Genomic DNA, 20,829 nt, shown 5'->3' with positions numbered 1-20,829 from the left:
TTGCCATACAACATAACTTCTCCAATCTACCCTGTTCTTGATAAGTTTGGGTATGCCTTACTACGTAAGGAACACCTCATCATCCAAACTATGAACAAACCCCAATCCTCCCTAATTTTTAGGTGTTTTTTAGTGTTGACCCTTCTTGGTATAGCTTCGGTTCAAGTGGGATATGCACAGGATTGTGTTGTTATCGCAGGACCCAATCAGGTCGTTTCACAGGTCAATGCCGTTTTGATGGATGCCAATGCCGCACCAGTTGACGGTTTGGGAACTTGGAGCCGTTTATCTGGCCCATCTTCGGTAATCATTGCTGATGTAAATGACCCCCAAACCCAATTATTGGATTTGGTGCCGGGAGATTACATTTTTGAATGGACCGTTTCCGGTTCTAGTTGTGATGAAGCATCAGACTTGATCGGTATTACAGTACAGGGTATAGATCTGGAAATGGAAATTGTGGCAAGCAATACCGAACCTGATATTGGCGAAGTGGTAACTTTCACTGTAAACATGAGCAATTTTGGAGATATCGATGCAACAAATGTTGTGGTAGAATATTTTGTGCCCTCTGGATATTCCAATATTGCCGCAATCGATAATGCCGGTTCTGTAGATGGTTCACAGAAAATCACATGGTTTGGATTTGATGTGCCAGTAGGGAGCAATACAGTTTCTTTAAGCTTTAATGCCACGGTACTTACCCCTACAGGGTCCAATGGAGAGTACACTCATGTGGCTGAAGTGATCTATGCCGATCAAATTGATGAGGATAGTACTGCGAACAATGACGATGGTGACCAGAGCGAAGATGATGAGGATAACATTGATGCCGCTCCGGTTCAAGCTGATCTATCTCTTAGTAAATCCGTAGTAGGAGGGAACATGTCCCCTTATGTGGACTCACAAACCAGTTTTGAGATATCCGTAACCAACAACGGACCTCATGATGCCACCAATGTCCAGGTTCAAGACCAATTGATGTCAGGGTTCAGTTTTGATTCTTATTCGTCGACATCGGGGACCTATGATCCCATCACGGGAATTTGGGAAATAGGAACTGTGGGCAATGCAACTACGGAAACACTTACCGTTGTAGTTGATATAAATGCCTCGGGAAATTATACAAATACAGCACAAATAATCGCTTCGGATGCTTTTGATATTGATTCAACACCCAACAACAATATTCCGGCCGAGGACGATCAAGATGAAATTATTCTGACGCCAGAGCCGGTAATTGACCTCTCATTGACCAAAACTATTGATAAATCACCGCCTTTGGTAAGCGACAATGTAAGGTTTACCCTAACGGTGGCCAACGACGGTCCCAGTGGAGCAACTTCTGTAGAGGTATTGGATCTATTGCCCTCTGGATATACCTATGTTTCTGACGATGGTGGAGGTGCTTACGATGAAGTTACTGGTGTTTGGAATGTGGGTTCGGTTGCAAGCGGTGACTCAACCAGTTTAAGTATCCTTTGCAACGTAAACGCTTCTGGAGATTATGATAACATGGCAGAAATTATAGCTCATGATCAAACGGATATGGATTCAACTCCGAACAACAATGTCCCTGGTGAAGACGATCAAGATGGTGTATCGGTGATACCGGTACCATTGGTGGATATATCCGTTGCCAAAACGGTAGACCAAGTCATCCCGGAAGTGGGAGAGGAGATACTTTTTATGGTCACGGTTCAGAATGATGGTCCAAGTGATGCCACCAATATTGTGGTCACGGATGTTTTGTCCACTGGTTATCAATTGGTGAGTTCCAACCCTTCCATTGGAACTTATAATTCTACCAACGGCTCATGGGTTGTGGGTGATTTGGCCGACGGAGCTTCTGAAACTTTGGAAATTACCGTAGAGGTTCTGCCAACAGGAAATTATTCCAATACCGCCGAATTGACCAATGTCTCGGAAATGGATGTGGATTCCAGCCCAAACAACAACAACGAGTCGGAAGATGACCAGCAGACCATTGAACCCATAGTTATTCCAGTGGCCGATTTGCTATTGCAAAAATCTGTTAATGTTCTGAGTCCGTATGTGGGTCAAGATGTGATCTTTACCATCAACATTACCAATTTGGGCCCAAGTGAAGCCACAGGGGTCGCAGTAATGGATTTGCTGCCTGATGGATATACCTATGTTTCCCACGGAACCACGGCAGGCATCTACAATGAAAGCTCGGGAATGTGGAATCTTAATGGAACCTTGGAAGATACAAGTACAGAAACCCTTACCATTGTGGCCACGGTGAACAACACAGGGGATTACTTCAACGTTACGGAGGTTTTTTCTTCCGATCAGTACGATCCCAATTCCATACCCAACAATAACAGCATTTTTGAGAATGATCAAGACAATGCCGGGACCACTCCCGTTCCTTCTGCTGATTTAAACTTGAATGTGAGTGTGGACAACGCAACTCCGGACGTAGGTTCAGAGGTTATTTTTACCATCACACTGACCAATGAAGGGCCAAGTGATGCCATCGGAATTGTTGTGGAAAACACGTTACCGGATGGATTTACCTATGTTTCCGATAATTCAGGGGGACTGTTTAATCCATCAAACGGAATTTGGAGCGTGGGCAATCTGGCTTTGGAGTCACAGATAGAGCTTCAAATAATTGCCGAAGTAAATCCTTCGGGTGATTATACAGCGAGTACCGAGTTGATCAATGCCATTTTTTTCGATATAGATTCAACGCCTGGCAACAATGCACTTTCAGAAGATGATCAGGATGAACAAACGGTCGTGCCAAGACATGTTGCCGATATTTCCGTTTTCAAAACTGTAAGCGATATGAACCCAGAAGTTGGGGAGGAAATCATTTTTACTGTTGAGGTGAACAATGATGGGCCGAACGATGCTTTTGGATTGATCATTGAAGATGAGTTGAGGAACGGTTACCAATTTGTTTCGGCAACCACATCGGCCGGAAATTATGATGAAATTGCTGGTACATGGGATTTACCATCTTTAACAAACGCCTCGATCGAAACATTGGAGATACGGGCAATTGTACTTGCTAGTGGTGAATATCGGAATAGGGCCGAACTGATTGCTTTGGATACTTTTGACCCTGATTCCACACCCAACAATAACTTAGGCTCCGAAGACGATCAATCAACAGTGACACCTATTCCAGAAGGCTTGAGCGATTTGTCGCTTTCCAAAACCGTGGACAACACAAACCCCAACGTTGGTGATGTGGTTCGCTTTGTGCTGAGCGTTACCAATAATGGCCCGTCCGATGCCAGAAATGTAGAAGTAACCGATATGCTTCCAATGGGTTACACATACCAGTCACACACCTCCACTGCTGGAATATACAATCAGGCTACCGGAATTTGGCGCATAAACAGGACCATTCTGAATCTGGAAACTGAAAGTTTAGAGATTTTGGCCGTTGTAAATGCGCCAACAAGTGCAGAAGACGAATATTTGAACGAGGCTTTTGTTTCTTCAAGTTTATATCCTGACCCTGATAGCTACCCATCAACCGGAATCGGGGAAGATGATTTTGCCGACAGTATTGCGGACGATGACGAGGCATCAGCTTTTGTAGTGCCTCAAACCACGGATATTGCCATTACAAAAAGCGTAAACAATGTAATGCCCAATATAGGGGATGAGGTTGTTTTTGAAATAACGGTGATCAATCAAGGTCTGGATGATGCCACATATATCGGCATACAGGAAGAATTGCCCTTGGGCTATCAATTCATCAGTTCGGAAACTACAGTAGGAAATTATGATGCTGAATCTTCATTTTGGGAAATTGAATCCCTTGCGGTTACCGAAACAGCAACCCTATTGCTTACTGTTGAGGTTATGGATATTGATGATTATGTGAATAGGGCAAGCCTTGTCTTTGTAGATCAGTGGGACACCAATGAGATCAATAATGAAGCAGAGGCGTTTGTAGATCCAAGTTGTCTTGTTGTTTACAACGAGTTTTCCCCTAACGGAGATGGGGTCAACGATTATTTTAAGATTGATTGCTTAGGCCATTACCCGAATAATACGCTTCAGGTTTATAATCGTTGGGGAAACATCGTTTTCCAGACAAAATCCTATAAAAATGATTGGGATGGTACGCCAAACGGACGCGCTATGGTACAGCCCGAGGACCAGTTGCCCGTGGGTACCTATTATTATGTATTGGATTTAGGGGATGGTTCGGAGCCAAGAACGGACTGGTTGTATTTAAACAGATAAAGAATGGAGTTGGTTTCATCGAAATATAAAATAATCGGAGGTAAGCATGTACTTGTGCTACTGCTTGTCCTATGCTCCATTTTTGGTTATTCTCAGCAAGACCCGCAGTTTACGCAATACATGTACAACACTATGAGTGTCAATCCCGCATTTGCTGGCAATAACGGGCATTTAACCGCCTTGTTGTTGCACCGGTCGCAATGGGTGGGGGTAAATGGTGCTCCCAATACGCAGGTGTTGGCGGTAGATACACCTTTAGAAAATAAACGTGGGGTAGGAGGAATCATATCGCGCGATGCCTTGGGTCCCTCATCCGAAATATCATTGGACGGAAACGTTTCGTATACCATTCAGTTGGATAGTGCCCATAGCAAACTATCCTTTGGTATGAAGCTCGGCGGGCGTATTTTTGATGTAGATTTTTCCAAGGGACTTACCGAAGATTCCGATGTGGCTTTCCAGAATAACATCAAGAGCAAGTTTTTCCCCACCATTGGAGCAGGACTTTATTATGATACAAAAAAGGGGTATTTGGGCTTTGCCATACCCAACTTTTTTTCGCAGAAGCATTATGATGGCGAGGAACAGGAAATCGCTGCAGAACGCTTGCACTATTATTTTATCGGAGGAAAAGTGGTGGATTTGACCCCAGATGTGAAACTAAAGCCAGCTTTCTTCGTAAAGTGGGTGCCCGGTGCTCCGATTATTGCCGATTTATCGGTGAATGCTATGCTCAGGGAAACCTTCACTTTTGGATTGGCCTACCGTTGGGACGATTCATTTTCCACATTGTTGGGAATGCAGATCAATCCAAACTTTAGTGCTGGGTATGCTTATGATCTTACCACTTCAAACTTGGCCAGCTATACGGGCGGTTCCCACGAATTATTTGTGCGATATGAGTTTAAATCTTCCCAAAAACAAAAGGAGGAGCCTACATTTTAGATAAGGTTAGGCTTGGCCCGAAAATAGTGGTTAACTTTACAACGATAATCGCTTATAAATCGATATGCTATGGAAAGGAATGAGCTGTATCCCGTTTTTTTGAAGGTAAACAACTTAAATGTACTCATTGTTGGGGGTGGAAATGTTGGATTGGAAAAACTGACTTTTTTATTGAAGTCAAGTCCCAATGCGCAGGTACAAATGGTTGCACCTGAATTTTTGCCTGAAACATTAAAGTTGGCGGGTAATCATAATGTAGAGATTACAAAAGATGTTTATCAAGAAAAGTATCTGGAAGGAAAGCATATGGTCGTGGCCTGTACGGATAAACCCGAAGTGAACGAGCAGGTGTACCACGATTGCAGAAAGTTGAGCAAATTGGTAAATGTGGCGGATAATCCACCGTTCTGTGATTTTTATATGGGCGGTATTGTTACCAAGGGAAATGTAAAGGTGGCCATTTCGACTAACGGACAATCCCCGACAACGGCAAAAAGATTGAGACAGTTCTTTGAGGACGTGCTCCCAGAAAACATTGATGACTTGGTCAAGAACTTGAACGAATACCGAAAAACCCTTAAGGGTGATTTTGAACAAAAGGTCGAGGCATTGAACGAGTTTACCAAAGGCTTGGTCAACAAGAAAGGTTGATAAGGCTATAAACGTTTCATCGCCTCTATCAAATCATCTCTTTTTCTTGGTGAAATATTCACCTGCATATCACTGCTCATGATAAGGTGCCCTCCATCAGATTTAACATATTTCTTTACCTTTTTTAAGTTGATAAGGAAACTGTTGTGTACCCGCATAAAGTTGTGTTCTGAAAGTAGCATTTCGTATTCCTTTAGATGCTTGCTCACCAAGAGCATACTTTGATCTTGCAACATAAAACAAGTGTACGAGCCATCCGCTTTGCAGGCCACTATGTCATCTAAGGCAATAAACTCCATTCCAGCCGTGGGGTGGCCAAGCAAATTTTTTCGGGACGTACTTTTCCGCGAGAAATGCTTTGCATTAATATATCTAACTGTTCTCTGTAAACATTGGTGTCCATTCGGTTTCTTGCCTTTTCCACCGCTTGCTGAAGTTCGTCCAAATCTATAGGTTTTAGTAAATGCATGAATGCGGGTTTTGAATTGACGGATGGGCCAGTTGAGTTTATCTAGGTTTTTTTGAAGCCCCTTTTTTTGCCGAAATATGAGATCTTGATGGTTATCTGAACAAGCCAATAATTCTCTGGATTGATAAATTAGGGAGAAGGGGTAGGTTCCAAATAAAAAAACCATTACAACCAAGGAACTTTTGTAGTTCCTTGGCGTAACGGAAACCTCAACTAAACTAAACACTTTTTTGACCAACAGTCGCCAAAAGTGAATTGCTATCTGTGCATGCGTTATATTGATCTTGCTTATCAATATGCATGCAGGACAAACATAGAATCAATAAATGAGATTTTAGGGCCCCAATTAACGGATGCCCCTTTTTAAACCAATGAATGGCCCATTTGAATTGGTGGGTGAAAATTTGACATAAAAAAACAGCCCTTTTGGGCTGTCTTATTCGATGTGAAATGATACCAGTTTTTTAGGAAATTTCTTCCACTGATGCGTCCGGCGCATTTTTTTTGACGGATGCAATGCCATTTTCCATAGCTGAATCACTGGAATACATTTCGCTATTTCCAATAACTTGTCCGTTGGATGCTTTTAGGTTAAAGTATGGACTGCCGTCTTTCGCAGTGTTTCTTTCAAAATTCTCATCGTCCTGTGAATGTTTTTTTACAGATTCGATACCATTTTCGCAAGCAGATTTGGTGGTGTACCCTTGACTGCTTAAAATAACTTGGCCATTTCCAGCTTTTAAATTAAACCTGAACTTTCCGGCTTTATCCGTGTTAATCTCAAATTTTCCCATATTTTATATATTTTAAGTAATAAATCTAGAGATTTTCTTAAAAAACTACCAATAAATACCTTGAAATTTGATAATAAAATAAAGTTTGGCCACATGGTACAAAAAAGGAGGCCATCAGCCTCCTTTTTTTGTTTGATGCAATATATGTTTACACCCTTATCTGCCCATCGCCAAATACATAGTATTTGTTGGTGACCAGTTGTTTTAGTCCGAGTGGCCCTCGGTGGTGCAATTTGTCCGTACTGATTGCGAGTTCCGCACCAACGCCCATTTGCCCACCATCAGTGAAACGGGTGGATGCGTTTTGGTATACCGCAGCACAGTCCACATTTTCCATGAACGTTTTGGCTACACTATTGTTCTCCGTCATTATGGATGCTGAGTGCCCTCCAGAGTTCTTGTTGATTTTATCCATGGCTTCGTCAATATTATCGACAGCACCAATAACACACTTCATGGCCAAGAACTCTTCTTGCCAAATGGATTCATCGGTAATGGCATCCTCATTGGTCAATGTTTTTTTGACTTTATCATCCACGATTATGGATACATTGTTTGCCGTGAGTACTTGTTGTAATTCTTTCAGCTTGTCTTCATAACCATCAACTTGAGTATCAACCAAAATTTTGTCCAAGGCATTACAGGCCGAAATCTTATGGGTTTTTGCGTTCAAAATCACTTTCAAACTTTTTTCCCAATCGGCTTCTTTGTGCACATATAGGAAATTGTTCCCTCTACCGCTTATGAGCACCGCGCATTTGGCGTGTTCTTTTACAAAATTGATCAATCGTTCGCCGCCACGGGGAACAATGAGGTCTAGCTCCTGATCCGGATTCCTAAGGAACTCCTGTGTTTGGGTCCTGTCCATCTCCATAAACTGGTTATAATCTTTGGACAGACCATTTTCGGTCAGGGCTTGATGCCAGAACTTAACCAAGGCTTTGTTGCTGTGGTAAGCTTCCTTACCTCCTTTGAGCAATATTTTATTATTCGCCTTAAATGCAAGTACGGCTGCCTCAATGGTTACATCGGGGCGGGACTCGTAAATAATCATTATGGTGCCAAAAGGAGCAGTTCTGTTGATGATTTTGAGTCCGTTGTCCAATTCCCTTGTGGAGATTTCCTTATTGACCGGGTCATCTTGCAAGCGAACTTCTTTCACGGCCTGGATCATTTGGTCCACTTTCTTTTGGTCCACCACCAAACGATCGTACAATGCTTGATCGTCGCGGTTGAATGCGTCTAAATCTTTTTTGTTTGCTTGGAGCAATTCGTCCCGATTTTCATCAAGGATTCGCTCCATATCTTGCAATACTTTATTTTTTAAATCTGTTTTTAATAATTTCATTGTTGTTATTTTGAAACTTCTGTTCCTACATTTTTTCCTTCTACAATATCCAGGATTACGTTATCTCGTTTCCCATTGACAATGTAAGATGGAATGTCTGCCGCTGCGGCTTTTTGGGCATAGTTTAATTTTGATCCCATGCCACCACGGCCTTCGCCTTCTTGTTTGTTTCCCTCTTCTATATACTTGTCCAAGTCTTCTTTTGGCTCGACCTTGTCGATTACCTTGGAATCGGCTTTTTCTGGATGTCCATCGTAAAGGCCATCAATATCCGTCATTAGGATAAGTCTGTCTGCCTTCATCAGTTGTGCCAGCAAAGTGGCCAATTCATCATTGTCCGAAAACATGGACATGGATACGGAAACGGCATCATCCTCATTGGCAATCGGAATCACGCCTTCGGAAAGGAGTCCTTCCAAGCAATTGATCATGTTGTCGCGGTGCACGCCAGGATTAAAATCCCTTTTTGTTGGGAGTACCTGGGCACATTTCATTCCGTAATCGTTGAATATGTTATAATAATGCCTCATCATTCTGGGTTGCCCAATGGCGGAATATACTTGCCTACGTTGGGTCTTATCTTTGATCTTTGCTTTTCCCAGAACCTCTTTACCGGCGATTACCGACCCAGAGGAGACCAAAATGGTCATGATGTCACGTTCGTAAAGCTCTGCAATTTGTTGTACCAAATTGTTGAGCACTGGTCTTACAATTCTGTTGTCTTTGTTGGTCATCACATTTGTACCTACTTTGATGACCACTAGTTCTTTATACATGTTTTAGTATTCTTCGCCCAGTTCCACAGCTCTACCGAATGCTGCAAAGGCGGCTTCTTTGATTAATTCGTTTACATTGTTGTCTTCCATGGAGTCCAAGGCGGCCCTGGTGGTTCCTCCTTTGGAGGCTACCATCTCCATCCAAGTGTCGGGATTTAGGTTGTTCTGGTTGAACAATTCCACGGCACCTGTAAATGTTTGGCTCACGAGTACTTTGGATACATTTTCGGAGAATCCCATTTGTAGTGCGGCTTCCATCATACTTTGCATGAAGTAGAAAACATATGCTGGTCCACTTCCAGAAATTCCGGTAGATGCATCAATATATTTCTCATTTTTCACTCTAAGCGATTTACCCGTTGTATCCAACAGCCCTTCGACCATAAAAAGTTCCAATCGGGAAACTTCCTCGGCGGACACGTAGCTGGTCAAACCCTTACCAACTTGAGCTGGCAGATTGGGCATGGCCCTTACCACTTTTTTGATACCAAGGGCTTCCTGTATATAGTTGATGGTGACCCCTGCCATAATGGATATGAACAATTGTTCTGGGTTTACCAATGGTTTCATGCGCCCAAAAAGTTCCTCGGCATGATATGGTTTTACGGCCAAAAAGATGATATCCGCCTGTGGAACACAATCTTCGATTTTGTCAATGGCATCGAAATAGGCTATTTTACCTACTTCTTCCAATTTTTCTTTTGATTTGTCCAGCACCATGATGTTGCGTTTTTTCAACAATTTGGATTTAGACATACCTGTGGCATAGGTAAGCCCCATGTTACCTGCGCCAATAACCAATACTTTCATTGTTTATGTTAAAAGGTTTATATAAAAAGTTCTAATAATGTTATGATAATACGTTGCAATCGTTGCAATCTTTGACCTTACCGTAGTATGTTGAACGGTATCTGTGCAAAGTGCGTACGGGAAGTCCCATTATGTACCTTCTTATATAGGTGACACGGGTAGTAAGTTCTCCCATTTTAACGCTATAGCGTTTTTCATATCTTGTTTCCCTTTTAATTCTTGAAAGTCTCATTTTATTGTTATTGATACTTTAATTTTTGATGTTATTAGTCTTCCTGTTCGTTCAGGAATTGCTCTTTATATTGTGCCTTTTTAAGTGTTTTTCGGCGTTCTACTGATTTTTTGGTATACTCTTGCCGGCTGCGTATTTGGTCCAAACGCTTTGTGTTTCTATATTTTCTTTTATAGCGTTTTAGAGCCCTTTCAATACTTTCGCCTGGCTTAACTTCTATTTTTAACATATAATGGTTTATCTGTTCAATCTCATTTCTAAATGGGTTGCGCTGAACCCTTTATCTTCAAAAAATTTTTTATTCGGATATTGGTTTTCACCTGTAATGTGAACGGCAACGTCTCCTTTACAATATTGCAGGGTGTAGTCCAATAGTTTTTGCTCTATATCGTTGTTTCTATAATCTCTGTGAATCACAAAGAATACCAAGAAATTTTCGGGTATATAATCTCCCATGCCTGTTTTGTTTACAACTGCCAAACCTAAAATTTCATTTTTGTCCTCCATGGCGAACACATATCCGCCAAGTCCGGGAATATCTTTGGTAGAATATTGTATAGCCTTTCTAATTGCTTTTTTTGTAGCTCTCTTGCCCTCTTGGTGGTCAAAGAGAAAATTGGCAAACCGGTCGGCTTCCATGGTAGAAAGCCTTGTATAGGCATCGTAGGTCTTAATTACCATGCTTTTGTTTTGAACGATAATGGATTAATTTTTAAGTTTTTAGTTTAGTTAAAGCTTCGATTAGGGCTAAATGGAAAAGGATGGACGAAATGTCCTTAAGTTCCCATAGTAATAGGGTCTACTTCCCGAATAAGGGGAAGGTAATTAAAGGGTAGGCGGAATGAACTTATCTGACTGGTTTCTGAATACCAGATAATTAAAACTTAGGATTCTACAGTTTTTTCTCTCGTGGAGCTTAACGTTCATCGAGACAAAGGTAAGAAAATAAGGCCTTAAATCCCAATAATACAAGGGGTTTATGCTTTTTATAACGTAATAGGTGCCCTATTACGATTTGTCGAAAACGTTATAGTGCCATTTGCTTTTTTAATGGGCCATACGGCCTAGGGTAATAGGGGAGCGAGCGCTATGGTGCAATCAGGCTGGAACAAGGCGGGAATTTTGCTTGTCCTTATATTCCTTTGGACTACAATTGTATCTTGCTTTGAAAATTTTTGAAAAATAACTTCTGCTTATGAATCCGATGCTATAGACCACCTGTGAAATATTTAAATCAGTGGTCTTTATCAATTCTTCCGCTTTACATATTCTTACATTTCGGATGTAATCGGTCACTGTGGTGCCGTGCATCAATTTGAAGCCTTCTTGCAATTTTGAAGGAGATAGCCCGCTTTTTTTGCATAAATAGGATATGGGCAGTTTTCTCTCTATATAGTTGCTGATGAATTCCGAAAGCTCTTGTACCACCCCTCTTTCCCTAGAAGTCAGCATTGAGTCACGAAGAACAGCATTCTTTAAGTCGTCGGAATGTTGTTGTATTTCCAATGCCAATATCATGTGTACCAATCCCTCGATCATTATTTTTCGGGCAATGCCATCTATGGAAATACTTTTAAGCTGTTGTATTTTATCCGCTACCTTTAAATTATGGGAACCTACATAAACAAAATTGTCGTTCTCCATGTTATCGAAGAACAGTTTCTGTAGTTTTTGGTTGAGGTTTTTTTCTGCTCTATTGTTCTTCGAAGGATTTACGATGATCAGCATCATTTTTAAGTTGGTGGATTCGTCAAAGTACAATAGGTTGTCCTGTGAGGAGTTGCTGGCCAACATTCCAGTTTGAAAACTTTCCAGTTCGGTTTTTTTGCCATTTTTCCCAAAGCTTTGCGCTATCTGCCCTTGGGAACAATATGCAAAGCAAATGGAGGTGTACTCTGGCGAATTGACGACCATGGTTAAATCTTTGGTAAATTTAATATCGAACTCCATATAACACATACCATCATTAAACGAGATTCCTTTGATATAGCCGTCTCCAAAGTCATTGTTGATGTCAAGAGTATGTTCGTTGTTCGAATCGACCTTTAGGTCGCCCCCAATATCATTTTGAAACTGTTCAAACATATTTCTAAAGTATGTGGTCTGTGGCGCTTTTGTTTTCATGGTTCTGTTGTTTTAAAGACGTTTTGTGTTAGGGCCAAACGTAAAAGGGTAATGTAATGATGATATTACGGTTTACGTTACATAACTTGTGGATTCTGTTACATAATTATCGTCAACAGAAGAGATTTTAGTCTTTTTTTAAAAAAAGTGGAAAGAGTGTCCATAATATTATATCCCATTCTTCCTGTGCATTTTCACGATTTTTTAGAACTGATCGGGGGTCAGTCCAGTTGTTTTTTTTGAACTGGTTGGATAAATGGCAACGCTAAAATAGTTCAAGTGATCGGCCAAATAGGAAGAAACATTGTACAAGCGCATCAGGTCGTTCGTCAACATTTCTTCAATGGTGTTTTTTGGCCGTCTTTATCAAACAACGTCCAAATTTTCCTTTTTGCGTCAAAAATTTTGTGGAATATGTCAAACACATAATCGGAAAGAGCTATTTTGAACTAGCTATGCACCTGTAAATCAAATAATAAACATGTAAAAAATGGAAAACGAAAAGCAACCAGAGGAAAAAACAGAACTTGTAAAAGAGCTAGACAATCCAAAACGCAACTATATTTTTAAGAAAAATGGCGCCACCAAAACGGGTTTTATAGTCGTATTGGTCGTTTTGATCATTGTTGCCGTTGGGGTACTGCTCTCAGGTTTGATATTTGAAACCTCCGTGAGCTTTTAGGTACAAGTTTGTGTGGAGTATTTCAATGCAACCTGCTGCGCCGAAAAAGTAGGTTGTTTATAGCGTTAATGATTGTGTTTTCTACGTTGATCTATAATGTTTTAAAAAAGTAGTTTACCAAGGTTGCTGCTTGAAATTCAAAATATTGACTGTAAACACAAAATAGTATCACAGAACTTTTTACATACGATTCGCAAGAAGTAATCGCCTTTACCCTAAAGTTGGGCCTGGCCATACTTGCTGGTCTGTTCATTGGGTTGGAGCGCGAGTACAAGGGTAAAAATGCCGGGCTTAAGACCAATACTTTGGTTGCAGTGGGAGCTTGTGCATATGTCCTTGTTTCTTTACGGTTCTATGGTGAAGAATATGCAGATATTACAAGGGTGTTAAGCCAAGTGGTCACAGGCATGGGGTTTCTAGGTGCCGGAGTAATCATGCAAAAAAAGCAAGAAGACAAAATCAAGGGGCTTACTACTGCAGCTACACTATGGTGCAGTGGGGGAGCTGGGTGTCTAGCGGCCACATCCATGTTTGTGGAACTGGGCATACTCACCATTTTGGTAGTGATCATCAATATTGTGTTTGGTTATATAGACGATAAAATAGAAGGAAAAAAATAAGCTCAAAAAAAATAAAGCAGACATCAAAAAGCACATTGTAAAGATCAAATCCATAAGATTCACCAATCATAACGTTTTAAGAATTGTTGTGGAAAAGCCCGACAATTATAATTTTGAGCCCGGTCAGGCCACTGAGGTTTCCATCAACCAAGAAAAAAGGAGAGACGAAAAGAGACCCTTTACATTAAAAATAATGGGCGACCACTTTTAAGCGGTCGCCCATATTAATTGGTACATGCTTTACAATTCTTATTCTTAGGAAAACAAGATATTAGGCATGTTGTTCTTCATGTTTCCCTTCCAAAACCTCTTCCACGATTTTATTGCAGAAAGCAGGTAGGTCTCCAGGGTTTCGGCTTGTTACCAAGCCACTGTCCACTACCACTTCATTATCTTCCCAAAGCCCACCGGCATTGATCACATCCTTTTTAATGCTCTTATAGGAAGTTACTTTTCGTCCATCGATCACCTCTGCTTCTATCAAAAGCCAAGGAGCATGGCAAATGGCCGCTACCGGTTTGCTTCTTTCGAAAAAACCTTTAACAAAGTTAACGGCAACCGTATGGGTCCGCAATGTGTCCGGGTTCATCACTCCACCGGGCAAGACCAGGGCATCGTAATCAAGTATGTGGGCCGAATCCACAGTTTTGTCGACTTTGATGCTTTTTCCCCAATCGGTTTTGTTCCAAGATTTTATCTCACCTTCTTTAGTGGAAACAATGTCCACGGTGGCTCCTTCTGATTTTAATTTTTCCAAAGGCTCAAACAGTTCCGATTGTTCAAAACCATCCGTGGCCAAAATCGCAATTCTTTTTTCTTTCAATTTCATGATATCTAATTTTTTAAGGTTAAAACTTATGTTCGCTCAAAAAGATAAGCCTACATAATTCCTTAGATTGACGCAAAAGGAAATAACTTGAATGGTATCGGGTTGTGTTGAAATTCCATCAACCGTTGTCACATTTCTGATTGTCCGCGATGGATTGCTTTGTTTGAACCAATTTTTTTATGGATACCATCAATCAATAGCATACAAAATGGATATCATATAGGTATTGAAGTGTATTTCAACAAACATAAATTCCCGAATATGAGCAAAACCAAAGAACAAAGAGCAATTGATACCGTAAGAATACTATCGGCAGATGCCGTACAACAAGCTGAGTCCGGACACCCGGGCACAGCAATGGCACTTGCGCCCATGGGGCATATACTTTGGGCACAGGTGATGGATTATAACCCAAAAAACCCTGATTGGGCCAATCGTGATAGATTCATACTTTCTGCTGGCCATGCCTGTATTCTCCAGTACAATTTTTTGTATTTGACAGGGTATGACATCAACATGGATGATTTAAAAGATTTTAGGCAGTTGCATAGCAAAACGGCCGGGCACCCCGAAAAACACTTGTTGGACGGCGTGGAGGTTACCACAGGGCCGTTGGGCCAAGGTTTTGCTAATGGCGTGGGTATGGCCATTGCCCAAAAATATATGGCCGCGCGGTTCAACAAACCCGATTTTGATTTATTCGATTATAAGGTGTATGCGATTTGTAGCGATGGAGACCTTATGGAAGGAATAAGTGCGGAAGCTGCTTCGTTGGCAGGGCATTTAAAGTTGGGCAATATCATTTATTTGTATGATGACAACCATATCTCCATAGAAGGTGACACCAGTATCACATTTTCAGATAACACCTCCAAACGCTTTCAATCCTATGGATGGCACGTACAGGAACTGGATGATGGTAATAATGTAGAAGCACTCTCCAAAGCAATTATAAAAGCTGGAGAAGAGAGCGAACGTCCTTCCCTTATAAAGGTACGCACCCATATTGCCTATGGCAGTCCCAACAAACAGGATACCGGGGAGGCCCATGGTTCACCTTTGGGAGAAGATGAGGTAAAACTGGTCAAGAAAAAATTCGGTTTTGATCCAGAAGCCAAATTTGTAGTGGATGACGAAGTGTTGCAGTTCTATCGAGAAGCAGGAAAAAAGGGTGAAAAAAAAGAGCAGGAATGGAAAAAACTGTTTAAAAAATATAAAGAGAAATACCCAGAACTTGCTGAAGAATACGAACAAATGACCACAGGGAATCTTCCGAGCGGTTGGGAAGAAAAGTTGCCCATTTTTGAGCCTGGCGATAAAATGGCCACACGAAAAGCCTCTGGAAAGGCATTGAACGCTATAGCCGGGCAGTTGCCCAATTTATTGGGAGGGTCCGCCGATCTTGCCCCCTCCACAGCTACGGAATTGAAAGATTATGAATCATTCTCTGCACGTGTTAGGGACGGGCGCAACTTTCATTTCGGCGTGCGTGAACATGCTATGGGCGCCATTTTAAACGGAATGGCCCTGAGCAACTATCTGATACCTTATGGGGCCACCTTCCTCATATTCTCTGATTACATGAGGCCTCCCATCCGATTAGCCGCCATTATGAAGATACGGCCCATCATCGTTTTTACCCACGATAGTATAGGGCTAGGGGAAGATGGTACCACTCATCAGCCAGTAGAACAGCTGGTAGGGCTCAGGGCCGTCCCCAACCTTATAGTCATCCGTCCCGCAGATGCCAACGAGGCCGCCCAGGCATGGCGTGTAGCCATCCAACATTCTGGAGGACCGGTCGCCATTGCCCTTACCCGGCAAGGGCTTCCCATCATCGACCAAGAAAAATATACTAAGGCAAAGTCGCTGGAAAAAGGTGCCTACATAATTTCTGAGGCCCAAAATGACCCTGAAATCATTCTTATTGGTACCGGTTCAGAGGTGCAATTGGTCTTGGCCGCCCAAGAAAAACTAAAGGAGAAGAATATTGATGCACGTGTTGTGAGCATGCCGTCATGGGAACTCTTTGAAGAACAGAGTAAAGAGTACAAAGAAATTGTGCTTCCCAAGGACTTGCGGAAGCGATTGGCTGTTGAGGCTGCATCACCCATGGGCTGGGGCAAATATGTGACGGATGAAGGCGATGTTATCGGGGTCGAAGGATTTGGTGAATCTGCTCCCGGCGAAGAGGTATTACAAGCGTATGGCTTTACTGTGGAAAATGTAGTTGAAAGAGCCTTGGCATTGGTATAGTAAAAAGGAATGTAGGATATAGAAAGAATAGAACATGAACAATTTAGCAGAAATAATCAAACATGGACAAAGCATATGGCTGGATTTTCTGGATCGTAACCTGATGGATTCCGGTCAACTAGTTCGGAAGATTTAGGATATTGTTTCGTAATTTCCCCAGAGTCCACATATGGTTTAAGGCAACGTGGATGGCTTTTCATCGGTTACATCAAAATTTATGCTTTCGGCTTGGTGGGGCGAGTAAGAAGGGTGTGTCCGGTCTAAGCCAACGACCAGGTATTTTTTGGATAATCTTTCTATCAACAAGGATCCAATGAGGCCGTTGCTCCCAGTGATAATAATTACCTCTTTTTCTGTTCCGTAACTCAAATTATCATTGATTTCGTCCATATACTTCAATTTTATTGAATTTCTTTTGGTGAATAGTGATTGTCTCCATTGAAATTCAAAATGTGTGATGAAGTAAAGATTATAAAAGGGGAGATGTTGACACTATCACGGAAAAATTAAATTGTATAACTATGATTTACAATGGGGTATAAGCCTTTTCGATTAAAATCAGTTATGGATAATTTATGGTCGCCTCGTTGATCCTTGTTACAAGAAATCGTTCGTTTTTTTGAATATTCCAGTATTGTGTCGATGTGATTTTATATGGTTTTGCATTTTTTTAACACTTTATACCAAACCACTTCTCATATACCTCGTAAGTAGAATTGTATTAACCTTTTAAAACAATTCGCCTTATGAGAAAAAGTATAGTCAAAGTAAAACCGGTAGAAAAGGCAACAAACCGCCGCCAGTTTCTAAAATTGGGAGGTATGGGAGTTGTTGGGGCTGGTCTTTTGGTGGCCTGTAGCAACGATGACAATGGAATGGGGATGATGCCGGACCCAGACCCGAATCCAAATCCAGCTATTTTTGATCTTGGTCAAGGAGATTTGGGTGTCCTTAATTATGCGTATGCACTGGAACAGTTGGAAGCTGATTTCTACACCAAGGTCGTAAACTCCTTTTATGGAAATATATCGGATGAAGAAATGCAAATCCTGACCGACCTTTATTATCATGAGGTAAACCATAGGGACTTTTTTAAGACCGCTATCACAGCAGCTGTTGACGGGAATACCGACTTAGTACTTCCAACACTGGAATTTGATTACGGTGATTTGGATTTCAACAACAGGGAGCAAGTGCTTACCACGGCAAGTGTATTGGAAGATACTGGAGTAGCAGCCTACAATGGCGCAGGCCGCCTGATCAGTAACCCTGGATATCTGTTACTGGCAGGGAAAATTGTATCTGTAGAGGCGAGACATGCTTCCGCGATTCGGACACTACTTAACCCAGGTTCCGCAGATTTTGCCGGAGATGATTATGTAACTACGGACACCGGACTGGCGGCAGCTTTGGACCCATCAGTGGTTCTTTCCGCAGTAGGAGATACGGGATTCATACAGACTTCTTTCACAGCAAACAATTTACCTTAAACTTTAAAAAAAGATATACGATATGGATATTATAAAATTTTTGGACGGATTTACGAATGAAGCTCTATTAGAGGGTAAGCCTTCACGCCGAGACATGTTCGGGACCTTAGGTTCCCTTGGTAAAAAAGCGGTTCTAAGTGCAATTCCATTTGGTTTGGCCACAATGCCGAACAAAACCTTTGCCCAAGATTCGGGTAGTGACCCCGTGAGCGCATTGCAATTGGCATTGACCTTGGAATATTTGGAAGATGAGTTTTACGATTTGGCACTTCAGTCAGGAGTATTGCCAAGTGGTAGGCCAGAAACAGTTTATATGCAAATTTCCAAGCATGAGCAGGCGCATGTTGATTTTCTGATTGCTGGATTGGAAGGTGCAGGGGTTACCCCGGTAGAAAAACCCACTTTTGATTTTACTGCCGGAGGCGCTTTTGACCCTTTTAATGATAATGGTGTGGGCCAAGAAACCGCATATGCCCAGTTATTGGCACTCGCCCAGGCGTTTGAAGATACTGGGGTAAGGGCCTACAAAGGGCAGGCAGGAAACTTGTTGGGGTCTGACTTTTTGACTCCTGCTTTGCAGATACATGCTGTAGAAGCCATGCACGCCTCTGAAGTAAGAAGATTGAGAGGCCTTAAAGGCTGGATCACCAACAATGAGCGTGGCGCCGGTATGCCAGAAGCTACACAAGCTGTATACAACGGTGAGGAAAATGTAGTTCAGGGAGGCGTGGACGTCACCACTCTAGGAAGTGATGCTCCGTTTAGCATGGAAGCATCTACAGAAGCATATGACGAAGCATTATCAGGTGATGATGCGGTCGCTATTGCAAGTCTTTTTATTGTTTCTGAATAAATAATTTGTACTGATTGAAAGTAAGTCCCTGTTGCCTTGGTAATGGGGACTTTTTATTAAAATAAAGAAAGGTGTAAAACCAAAAAAGCTCCGAGTAATCGGAGCTTTTTGCGGTCTGGACGGGACTCGAACCCGCGACCCCCTGCGTGACAGGCAGGTATTCTAACCAACTGAACTACCAGACCAATGATTTTATCTTTGCAAGACTCCGACAACAGTCGGATTCAAATCTTGTTCATTGCTTTTTTAAAGCGAGTGCAAATATACATTCTCATTTCGGATATGGCAAAACATTTTTTTAAAAATGTTTAGGCAAATTTTTGTCGCTCGATCATAAAGGAATTCAAAACTTGTGAGAAATTGGAACCTATGTCCACATCCACATACTTTATCTGGTACTGTGCACATTTTAGTTTTAGTTCCTTTTGGTATTGTAATACTCTTTCCGAGTAGGCTTTTTTAATCGAATCGGCATATAAATCTATTTGTTCGCCCGTTTCCACATCTACGAAACGTTTGGGGGTATTCTCAAAATCAAAATGGAGCTCGTGTGCGTTGTCCAACAGATGGAAAAGAACCACGGAATGCTTGTTGTATTTGAGATGGCGCAGGGCTTCAAACAATTTTTCCTCTTCTGTTTCCGTCTGGAACATATCGGTAAACAGAAAAATCAGGCTCCTGCGGTGTATTTTTTCTGCTATTTGATGAAGAAATGTATAGGTTTTGGTCTCTTCAGACTTCCTTCCATGAACAGCTACTTCGTTTAATTTGGAATACAGCATCTGAAAATGGCGCTCACTGTTTTTTTCCGAAGCATGGAAATCATAGGTGTTGGAATAAATACTTAGCCCAACGGCGTCCCTTTGCTTTTTCAAAACTTGCATTAAGGCAGCAATGGAAAGTACCCCAAAACCAATTTTGTTTAGATTGTCCAAGGAATATTCCTTCACTTCCGGATAGTACATGGAAGTCGAGTTGTCCAAAATCATATGGCAGCGAAGGTTGGTCTCGTCCTCAAAGCGTTTGGTGTATAGGCGGTCCGTACGGGCAAAAAGCTTCCAATCTATATGTTTGGTGCTCTGTCCTAGGTTATAAATTTTATGTTCGGCAAACTCCGCCGAAAATCCATGGAACGGACTTTTATGAATACCACTGATAAACCCTTCCACAATTTGATGGGCCAAAAGCTCCAAGTTTTGGAAAAGGGTCGCTTTGCTAAGTTCCGATCGTACGTCCATAACTGATTTCTGCAGACAAGATAAAATAAAAAAGGTTTGGCTAATGCCAAACCTTTTTTAAAATCTAATTCCGAGTTTTGTTTTACAGTGCTGCATCAATAGCATCTGTATAGGTTTTTTTGGGAGATACACCTACTTGACGGTTTACAACTTCACCATCTTTAAAAACCAAAACAGTAGGGATATTACGTACACCGTATTTAGCGGCAAACTGTTGGTTTGCGTCAACATCAACTTTACCAACAACAGCTTTGCCATCGTATTCTTGTCCTACTTCTTCAATGATCGGACCTACCATTCTACAAGGTCCACACCATGCTGCCCAAAAATCTACCAGGACAGGCTTGTCACTTTTTAAAACAACTTCGTCAAAAGTCGCATCTGTTATTTCTAGTGCCATCTTATTTATTTTAATATTATACAAAGTTAGTCAAATAATGCCCATCTAACTTACACAGGGCGTATTCGTTTTAATT

23 protein-coding genes and 1 tRNA gene are annotated in these 20,829 nt (G+C 41.6%); 8 read left to right on the top strand and 16 right to left on the bottom strand.

Annotation, left to right across the window (positions count from 1 at the left end; genetic code table 11):
• Nucleotides 1-90: 90 nt before the first annotated feature.
• The 3 genes from K1F36_RS07510 to K1F36_RS07500 all read left to right on the top strand — a co-directional run bounded on the left by K1F36_RS07510 (nucleotide 91) and on the right by K1F36_RS07500 (nucleotide 5,832).
• Entirely contained in the window at nucleotides 91-4,236 is a 4,146-nt protein-coding gene (locus tag K1F36_RS07510) for a T9SS type B sorting domain-containing protein (RefSeq protein ID WP_220113265.1), read from the top strand.
• Nucleotides 4,237-4,239: 3 nt separating this feature from the next.
• Nucleotides 4,240-5,181, top strand: coding sequence for a PorP/SprF family type IX secretion system membrane protein (locus tag K1F36_RS07505; RefSeq protein ID WP_220113264.1), 942 nt, complete (start codon nucleotides 4,240-4,242; stop codon nucleotides 5,179-5,181).
• Nucleotides 5,182-5,250: 69 nt separating this feature from the next.
• Complete coding sequence (locus K1F36_RS07500) at nucleotides 5,251-5,832, top strand: precorrin-2 dehydrogenase/sirohydrochlorin ferrochelatase family protein (protein WP_220113263.1); 582 nt, start codon at nucleotides 5,251-5,253, stop codon at nucleotides 5,830-5,832.
• A 5-nt stretch (nucleotides 5,833-5,837) separates the two neighbouring features.
• Here K1F36_RS07500 and K1F36_RS07495 read toward each other — a convergent pair whose 3' ends face one another.
• From K1F36_RS07495 to K1F36_RS20090, 11 genes are all read right to left on the bottom strand, one after another.
• The gene (locus tag K1F36_RS07495) at nucleotides 5,838-6,131 is read right to left on the bottom strand and encodes a LytR/AlgR family response regulator transcription factor (RefSeq protein WP_220113262.1); all 294 of its coding nucleotides are present in this window, start codon (nucleotides 6,129-6,131) and stop codon (nucleotides 5,838-5,840) included.
• Entirely contained in the window at nucleotides 6,113-6,301 is a 189-nt protein-coding gene (locus K1F36_RS07490) for a hypothetical protein (protein ID WP_220113261.1), read from the bottom strand. The genes K1F36_RS07495 and K1F36_RS07490 overlap by 19 nt, the downstream gene beginning before the upstream one ends.
• Nucleotides 6,302-6,765: 464 nt before the next feature.
• Nucleotides 6,766-7,095 (bottom strand): YegP family protein, encoded by a 330-nt coding sequence (locus tag K1F36_RS07485; RefSeq protein ID WP_220113260.1) that lies wholly within the window; start codon nucleotides 7,093-7,095, stop codon nucleotides 6,766-6,768.
• Between the two features lie 148 nt (nucleotides 7,096-7,243).
• Nucleotides 7,244-8,443: a glutamate-5-semialdehyde dehydrogenase gene (locus K1F36_RS07480; RefSeq protein WP_220113259.1), complete on the bottom strand. Its 1,200-nt coding sequence runs from the start codon at nucleotides 8,441-8,443 to the stop codon at nucleotides 7,244-7,246.
• A 5-nt stretch (nucleotides 8,444-8,448) separates the two neighbouring features.
• On the bottom strand, nucleotides 8,449-9,219 hold the full coding sequence (proB, locus tag K1F36_RS07475; RefSeq protein ID WP_220113258.1) for a glutamate 5-kinase: 771 nt from the start codon (nucleotides 9,217-9,219) through the stop codon (nucleotides 8,449-8,451).
• A 3-nt stretch (nucleotides 9,220-9,222) separates the two neighbouring features.
• Entirely contained in the window at nucleotides 9,223-10,029 is an 807-nt protein-coding gene (gene proC / locus K1F36_RS07470) for a pyrroline-5-carboxylate reductase (RefSeq protein ID WP_220113257.1), read from the bottom strand.
• 40 nt (nucleotides 10,030-10,069) lie between these two features.
• Nucleotides 10,070-10,261, bottom strand: coding sequence for a hypothetical protein (locus K1F36_RS07465; RefSeq protein WP_220113256.1), 192 nt, complete (start codon nucleotides 10,259-10,261; stop codon nucleotides 10,070-10,072).
• Between the two features lie 34 nt (nucleotides 10,262-10,295).
• Entirely contained in the window at nucleotides 10,296-10,490 is a 195-nt protein-coding gene (gene rpsU / locus K1F36_RS07460; RefSeq protein WP_207035817.1) for a 30S ribosomal protein S21, read from the bottom strand.
• An 8-nt stretch (nucleotides 10,491-10,498) separates the two neighbouring features.
• Nucleotides 10,499-10,942: a GNAT family N-acetyltransferase gene (locus tag K1F36_RS07455; RefSeq protein WP_220113255.1), complete on the bottom strand. Its 444-nt coding sequence runs from the start codon at nucleotides 10,940-10,942 to the stop codon at nucleotides 10,499-10,501.
• Between the two features lie 417 nt (nucleotides 10,943-11,359).
• The gene (locus tag K1F36_RS07450) at nucleotides 11,360-12,385 is read right to left on the bottom strand and encodes a helix-turn-helix domain-containing protein (protein ID WP_220113254.1); all 1,026 of its coding nucleotides are present in this window, start codon (nucleotides 12,383-12,385) and stop codon (nucleotides 11,360-11,362) included.
• 204 nt (nucleotides 12,386-12,589) lie between these two features.
• Nucleotides 12,590-12,721 carry a hypothetical protein gene (locus K1F36_RS20090; RefSeq protein WP_258538974.1) on the bottom strand — a complete coding sequence of 44 codons (132 nt, stop codon included), beginning with the start codon at nucleotides 12,719-12,721 and terminating at the stop codon, nucleotides 12,590-12,592.
• Nucleotides 12,722-12,875: 154 nt separating this feature from the next.
• On the opposite strand from K1F36_RS20090, the gene K1F36_RS07445 reads away from it, so the two are divergent.
• Nucleotides 12,876-13,067: a hypothetical protein gene (locus tag K1F36_RS07445; RefSeq protein WP_220113253.1), complete on the top strand. Its 192-nt coding sequence runs from the start codon at nucleotides 12,876-12,878 to the stop codon at nucleotides 13,065-13,067.
• A 221-nt stretch (nucleotides 13,068-13,288) separates the two neighbouring features.
• Nucleotides 13,289-13,687 (top strand): MgtC/SapB family protein, encoded by a 399-nt coding sequence (locus tag K1F36_RS07440; RefSeq protein ID WP_258538972.1) that lies wholly within the window; start codon nucleotides 13,289-13,291, stop codon nucleotides 13,685-13,687.
• 271 nt (nucleotides 13,688-13,958) lie between these two features.
• Here K1F36_RS07440 and K1F36_RS07435 read toward each other — a convergent pair whose 3' ends face one another.
• Nucleotides 13,959-14,516 carry a type 1 glutamine amidotransferase domain-containing protein gene (locus tag K1F36_RS07435; protein ID WP_220113252.1) on the bottom strand — a complete coding sequence of 186 codons (558 nt, stop codon included), beginning with the start codon at nucleotides 14,514-14,516 and terminating at the stop codon, nucleotides 13,959-13,961.
• A gap of 261 nt (nucleotides 14,517-14,777) precedes the next feature.
• Between K1F36_RS07435 and tkt the strand changes: the two genes are divergently transcribed.
• Nucleotides 14,778-16,772, top strand: a complete 1,995-nt coding sequence (gene tkt, locus K1F36_RS07430; RefSeq protein WP_220113251.1) for a transketolase — start codon at nucleotides 14,778-14,780, stop codon at nucleotides 16,770-16,772.
• A gap of 174 nt (nucleotides 16,773-16,946) precedes the next feature.
• Here the strand turns inward: tkt and K1F36_RS07425 are convergent, their stop codons facing one another.
• Nucleotides 16,947-17,162, bottom strand: coding sequence for an NAD-dependent epimerase/dehydratase family protein (locus tag K1F36_RS07425; protein ID WP_220113250.1), 216 nt, complete (start codon nucleotides 17,160-17,162; stop codon nucleotides 16,947-16,949).
• 356 nt (nucleotides 17,163-17,518) lie between these two features.
• Here K1F36_RS07425 and K1F36_RS07420 point away from each other — a divergent pair, with 356 nt between their 5' ends.
• Nucleotides 17,519-18,262, top strand: coding sequence for a ferritin-like domain-containing protein (locus tag K1F36_RS07420; protein ID WP_220113249.1), 744 nt, complete (start codon nucleotides 17,519-17,521; stop codon nucleotides 18,260-18,262).
• Between the two features lie 22 nt (nucleotides 18,263-18,284).
• On the top strand, nucleotides 18,285-19,115 hold the full coding sequence (locus tag K1F36_RS07415; protein ID WP_220113248.1) for a ferritin-like domain-containing protein: 831 nt from the start codon (nucleotides 18,285-18,287) through the stop codon (nucleotides 19,113-19,115).
• 111 nt (nucleotides 19,116-19,226) lie between these two features.
• Here the strand turns inward: K1F36_RS07415 and K1F36_RS07410 are convergent.
• The 3 genes from K1F36_RS07410 to trxA all read right to left on the bottom strand — a co-directional run bounded on the left by K1F36_RS07410 (nucleotide 19,227) and on the right by trxA (nucleotide 20,753).
• Nucleotides 19,227-19,300 (bottom strand) — tRNA-Asp (locus K1F36_RS07410).
• 123 nt (nucleotides 19,301-19,423) lie between these two features.
• Complete coding sequence (locus tag K1F36_RS07405) at nucleotides 19,424-20,353, bottom strand: DUF58 domain-containing protein (RefSeq protein ID WP_220113247.1); 930 nt, start codon at nucleotides 20,351-20,353, stop codon at nucleotides 19,424-19,426.
• A gap of 82 nt (nucleotides 20,354-20,435) precedes the next feature.
• Entirely contained in the window at nucleotides 20,436-20,753 is a 318-nt protein-coding gene (gene trxA / locus K1F36_RS07400) for a thioredoxin (RefSeq protein ID WP_108246432.1), read from the bottom strand.
• Nucleotides 20,754-20,829 lie beyond the last annotated feature (76 nt).

Source organism: Flagellimonas abyssi (assembly GCF_019457905.1).
Taxonomy (GTDB): Bacteria; Bacteroidota; Bacteroidia; order Flavobacteriales; family Flavobacteriaceae; genus Flagellimonas; species Flagellimonas abyssi.
This window is presented reverse-complemented; position numbering and strand designations above follow the sequence as displayed.

What these genes read in the sequence shown, in the direction of transcription:
- K1F36_RS07510 (WP_220113265.1), top strand. Translation starts at nt 91, where the DNA reads ATGAACAAACCCCAATCCTCCCTAATTTTTAGGTGTTTTTTAGTGTTG.
- K1F36_RS07505 (WP_220113264.1), top strand. Translation starts at nt 4,240, where the DNA reads ATGGAGTTGGTTTCATCGAAATATAAAATAATCGGAGGTAAGCATGTA.
- K1F36_RS07500 (WP_220113263.1), top strand. Translation starts at nt 5,251, where the DNA reads ATGGAAAGGAATGAGCTGTATCCCGTTTTTTTGAAGGTAAACAACTTA.
- K1F36_RS07495 (WP_220113262.1), bottom strand. Translation starts at nt 6,131, where the DNA reads ATGGAGTTTATTGCCTTAGATGACATAGTGGCCTGCAAAGCGGATGGC.
- K1F36_RS07490 (WP_220113261.1), bottom strand. Translation starts at nt 6,301, where the DNA reads ATGCATTTACTAAAACCTATAGATTTGGACGAACTTCAGCAAGCGGTG.
- K1F36_RS07485 (WP_220113260.1), bottom strand. Translation starts at nt 7,095, where the DNA reads ATGGGAAAATTTGAGATTAACACGGATAAAGCCGGAAAGTTCAGGTTT.
- K1F36_RS07480 (WP_220113259.1), bottom strand. Translation starts at nt 8,443, where the DNA reads ATGAAATTATTAAAAACAGATTTAAAAAATAAAGTATTGCAAGATATG.
- proB (WP_220113258.1), bottom strand. Translation starts at nt 9,219, where the DNA reads ATGTATAAAGAACTAGTGGTCATCAAAGTAGGTACAAATGTGATGACC.
- proC (WP_220113257.1), bottom strand. Translation starts at nt 10,029, where the DNA reads ATGAAAGTATTGGTTATTGGCGCAGGTAACATGGGGCTTACCTATGCC.
- K1F36_RS07465 (WP_220113256.1), bottom strand. Translation starts at nt 10,261, where the DNA reads ATGAGACTTTCAAGAATTAAAAGGGAAACAAGATATGAAAAACGCTAT.
- rpsU (WP_207035817.1), bottom strand. Translation starts at nt 10,490, where the DNA reads ATGTTAAAAATAGAAGTTAAGCCAGGCGAAAGTATTGAAAGGGCTCTA.
- K1F36_RS07455 (WP_220113255.1), bottom strand. Translation starts at nt 10,942, where the DNA reads ATGGTAATTAAGACCTACGATGCCTATACAAGGCTTTCTACCATGGAA.
- K1F36_RS07450 (WP_220113254.1), bottom strand. Translation starts at nt 12,385, where the DNA reads ATGAAAACAAAAGCGCCACAGACCACATACTTTAGAAATATGTTTGAA.
- K1F36_RS20090 (WP_258538974.1), bottom strand. Translation starts at nt 12,721, where the DNA reads ATGTTGACGAACGACCTGATGCGCTTGTACAATGTTTCTTCCTATTTG.
- K1F36_RS07445 (WP_220113253.1), top strand. Translation starts at nt 12,876, where the DNA reads ATGGAAAACGAAAAGCAACCAGAGGAAAAAACAGAACTTGTAAAAGAG.
- K1F36_RS07435 (WP_220113252.1), bottom strand. Translation starts at nt 14,516, where the DNA reads ATGAAATTGAAAGAAAAAAGAATTGCGATTTTGGCCACGGATGGTTTT.
- tkt (WP_220113251.1), top strand. Translation starts at nt 14,778, where the DNA reads ATGAGCAAAACCAAAGAACAAAGAGCAATTGATACCGTAAGAATACTA.
- K1F36_RS07425 (WP_220113250.1), bottom strand. Translation starts at nt 17,162, where the DNA reads ATGGACGAAATCAATGATAATTTGAGTTACGGAACAGAAAAAGAGGTA.
- K1F36_RS07420 (WP_220113249.1), top strand. Translation starts at nt 17,519, where the DNA reads ATGAGAAAAAGTATAGTCAAAGTAAAACCGGTAGAAAAGGCAACAAAC.
- K1F36_RS07415 (WP_220113248.1), top strand. Translation starts at nt 18,285, where the DNA reads ATGGATATTATAAAATTTTTGGACGGATTTACGAATGAAGCTCTATTA.
- K1F36_RS07405 (WP_220113247.1), bottom strand. Translation starts at nt 20,353, where the DNA reads ATGGACGTACGATCGGAACTTAGCAAAGCGACCCTTTTCCAAAACTTG.
- trxA (WP_108246432.1), bottom strand. Translation starts at nt 20,753, where the DNA reads ATGGCACTAGAAATAACAGATGCGACTTTTGACGAAGTTGTTTTAAAA.